Annotated in this window: 1 protein-coding gene and 2 pseudogenes; 1 reads left to right on the top strand and 2 read right to left on the bottom strand. The window is 34.6% G+C overall.

What is annotated here, in order from left to right; all coding sequences use genetic code 11:
* Positions 1 to 1,041: 1,041 nt before the first annotated feature.
* A pseudogene (locus ACQKNR_RS29160) lies at positions 1,042 to 1,488 on the bottom strand (IS4 family transposase); the annotation flags it as partial.
* A 68-nt stretch (positions 1,489 to 1,556) separates the two neighbouring features.
* On the opposite strand from ACQKNR_RS29160, the pseudogene ACQKNR_RS29155 reads away from it, so the two are divergent.
* Positions 1,557 to 1,877 (top strand): annotated as a pseudogene (locus tag ACQKNR_RS29155) (DDE-type integrase/transposase/recombinase); the annotation flags it as partial.
* A 143-nt stretch (positions 1,878 to 2,020) separates the two neighbouring features.
* Here ACQKNR_RS29155 and ACQKNR_RS29150 read toward each other — a convergent pair.
* Positions 2,021 to 2,929: an alpha/beta fold hydrolase gene (locus ACQKNR_RS29150; protein ID WP_427322740.1), complete on the bottom strand. Its 909-nt coding sequence runs from the start codon at positions 2,927 to 2,929 to the stop codon at positions 2,021 to 2,023.
* Positions 2,930 to 3,753: the final 824 nt, after the last annotated feature.

Below are 3,753 nucleotides of genomic sequence, written 5' to 3'. Positions count from 1 at the left end.
AAATAAAAATTGACGTTTCACGTTGTTTGTTTCGTTCAGTTTTCAAAGAACTACTTGGTCGCTCATTTGCGACTTCCTTATGTTAACATCTTCGTCTTTCAATGTCAACTAAGTTTTTTATTTCGTTTGTCGCTTTCTGCGTTATTGTCATCGGCGACTTGTTCTATATTACACCTCTATGCTCTAATCGTCAACACCTTTTATAAAGAAATTCAATTTAATATTTTCATACCACTTTATCTCACTATTTACGAGAAGTCGGGATACTCATATGAACCCTTAATCAGCGAAAGATGCCCCTTCCCACTGATTAAGGGTTCACTTTATCTAAATACGAATCCGCTAGAATTTTATTTAATAACAACCATTGTCTACTTTTATCTACTAATCTCCTCTGACAAATATCTCTCTACTTCAAAAAGGTTATCTCTCATTCATTACTGGGTCCCATAAGGAACTCTTCTCTAGCAACTTCACCATCCTGAACTATTCACTATAGAATGAACCAACTAATAGACTAGATCCAATTAGCAATAAAAATTCCGATGAGTAAAGACCCATCAGTAGATTATTTCACCAAACTAATTAGAGGTAGAAAAATCGTTGACTTCCTCTGGAAAAAGCGTTTAACACTTGAATCACCTTCCTTTAATTGTAGCAATGCTAATGATAGTAGCACTCCTTATTTTAAAAAATAGATTTAAAACCTTTTGTATACTATTTTTCACTTCTCCTATTACGATATCCTTATATCAGGTATATATTACATAACTGATATAAGGATATCGGTTTCCATTTATTCCACTTCTAATATGATTCACTTCAATATAGCATAGTCATTACTAGATCCAATATTAATATACACCTTACTGAAAAATCACTCCACTAAAGTGTGTACATTTACAAGCTATACTGAAAATCCGAACCTAATAATAGCGGTTCTTCTTTAAGCACATAGGTTCAATACAAAATAAACACCTCAATTAATTGATTATGCCCATTACACCGACACAGAACAATTGTTCTTGTCCTTTATTCTGCATTGCTACTTCCACCTGAACCTTGATAATGTGAAAAAAACTTATCTGGAAGCTGAAATGTTGTAGAATCTAGAATTCGAATGTGCTTAAAGATCGTGGTATATTGATGAAGTATTTCTTGTGTTAAATGAATTCTTTGGGTTAGAAGGTTAGCTAGAACGGGTTCTAGAAATTTTACTGCGGAAGCATTAAATCGTTGGTTAAGTCCTTCAGGGCTTATAAGAACACCTGTAGATACTTCAAAATAGCTACATAATTGCGTGAGTGATGTACTTGCGACCTGCTGACTAAGCCATACACATAAAGCAACTAACTCCTGTGCTTGATATTTACTCTTTCGCTGAACGAATCCTTTTTCTTTGGCTAAGTGTTCTAGAACATGAGTAGACATATGTCGTTGTAATTCTTCAGCAATCGGTTGAAGTTCATCAAGAGTCGAAAGATTCATAAAGAAACGCCATCCTTTCTTATAATTTTACAGGAAGGATAACGCCTTTTTTGCTTTATAGGTAGTGTAAAACCTTAGTTTCTTGTCATGACTCAAAACCTCGTGTCCTCACAGTTGATAAAAACCCATCCTATCCAAAAGCCGTGAAACAATCACAAAAAGCAGGAGACCTATCAGCAGGAATCAAGTTACGACAGATGAAAGATCCAAACAAAATTGTCGAACAAAACCATCGATTTATCAAAAACGGGTCCGATATATGCTAGGATTTCAATCTTTTCACACAGCTACCAAAACACTTGATGGAATAGAAGCTATGCATATGATTAGAAAAGTCTGTCCAAAAGCAGATACAACTGATTAATATTCTCTTTGGTCTTACTGCATAAACAGTCATTACTAATGGAATGACTCATTCTTCGTACCCTTCATAATCTTTATGCACCAGGACCTTTTATATTTTTTATACAGATTATGAAAAATGAAAGTGATAATGTAAAGTTGTTATTACGATATATCTGTCACTTTCAACTTAGTTGTCATTAGAATGTTTTTCTACAAAATCAAGAATCCTGGCATTAACTTCGTTAGAGAACTCACCATTGATTGCGTGAGATGCGTTTTTCCAGTTAACTATATCGATATCTTTAACATATTTTTTCCCAGTTTCAACTGCTTTTACTGAATTGTGCATTGTACTTTTTTCAGCCATTAATGCAAGTACTGGAACATTGATATTTTTTAAGTCTTCTTTACTAAATAGATCAGGCGCTGGCGTTTTAAGTTTATAGTTACGCATACCCGACTCGATTAACTTAGCGATAGGCTCATCGTCATTTGTTTCTACTCCTCCAGAAACATAGCTTAACATCTTTTCTCTTATAAACTTAGGTACAATAGGGACGGAAGCTGGAATAGATGCTAGAATCATCTTTATGGAAATTTGCGCAAATACAAAGACTGGGTCCAATAAACTAGCCGTAGCAATATGCTCAGGATTATATCTGGCCAAATTCATTGTTGTCCAACCACCAATTGAGACACCCACGATATGCACTTTTTCTAAACCTAATCCTTCAATTACTTCATTTAACCATTCTGCTTGCTGTTTTTGGTTCTCAATTACCTTCATTTGCACACTCATTCCAGGTTCACCAAGTAAATCTATCGTGTAAACAGGCCTTTTCTCCCTTAGCCCTTCTAAATTGGGTACCCACATTGGAGTAGATGCGCCACGTCCAGGGAGTAAGAGTATTGGTTCCTTATGTTTGTTTTCCTCTTTAGTAAAATGATAAGCCCGAACTGTGCCATATTTAGTTTTTATATCTTTCATATCGTTAGGCTTTGGAAGAAGTGCCATTGATTCATCGTAGGCAATTTGAAAATCTTCCTTTCCTTTTTCAGATGTAAAGTGACCAATCTTATTATCATCTCTCATCATTTTAATTCCTCCTTTCTACAAATATATTGATGAACTTTATAAATATAATCATCGCGATAATCCATTAAAAGTTTATCTTCTTTAAGCCAAAACGCTCTTAAAAAAAGAAAAATCTCACATGAAATTAAACTTATACAAGCTTAGCTTGATGGTGATGTGGTGCTACTCCTTATATGGATACAAATATGGGCAGGTGGCGATACCCATATAGAGTTCTCAGCCGGGTTATATTTCACTATATCCGTTTATAAATCTTAATTAATTTAATGTGATTTTTAGATAAAAAAAGCACTCTAACGAGTGTTTTTGAGATTGTTGTTTAACTAACAGGGGCGTTTCTGTAATTAATGGGGAAATAACGAAATTGAAAATAGGATTGAAAAGATTAACAGGTTCACATAAGAGGCGTAAAAATTTAAATAACACCGAAAACGTAATTCGGGATATTTATAACGTGATTGCTGTATATTCAGCTACTTATAGTGGAAAATAAAAAAGGGTCTGCTTCCAGCAGAGTACTACATAGTGAACAAAAAAGGAGAAGAATTATAGATTTAAATGATATTGAAATAAAAGAAACTAGAAGGTTTGACCTGCAAAGAAGGGCAGATTCGCATACATATACGAACCTGATATTTGGAAGTGCTAAAAGTTCATGCTTTTAAGGCTATAAGCTTGTTATTTATAACGCAAGAAATCCATAGATCACAAGCTTATTTTATAAAACACAAAAAGACGAGTCATTCTGACTCGTCTTAAGCTTGCTTGGCGACGTCCTACTCTCACAGGGACAAGGTCCCAACTACCATCGGCGCTAGAGAGCT

Source organism: Bacillus sp. NPDC094077 (assembly GCF_050279465.1).
GTDB lineage: Bacteria > Bacillota > Bacilli > Bacillales > Bacillaceae_G > Bacillus_A.
This window is presented reverse-complemented; position numbering and strand designations above follow the sequence as displayed.

Bases quoted from the DNA above. Each gene is read 5' to 3' on its own strand.
- ACQKNR_RS29150 (WP_427322740.1), bottom strand. From the start codon at position 2,929: ATGATGAGAGATGATAATAAGATTGGTCACTTTACATCTGAAAAAGGA.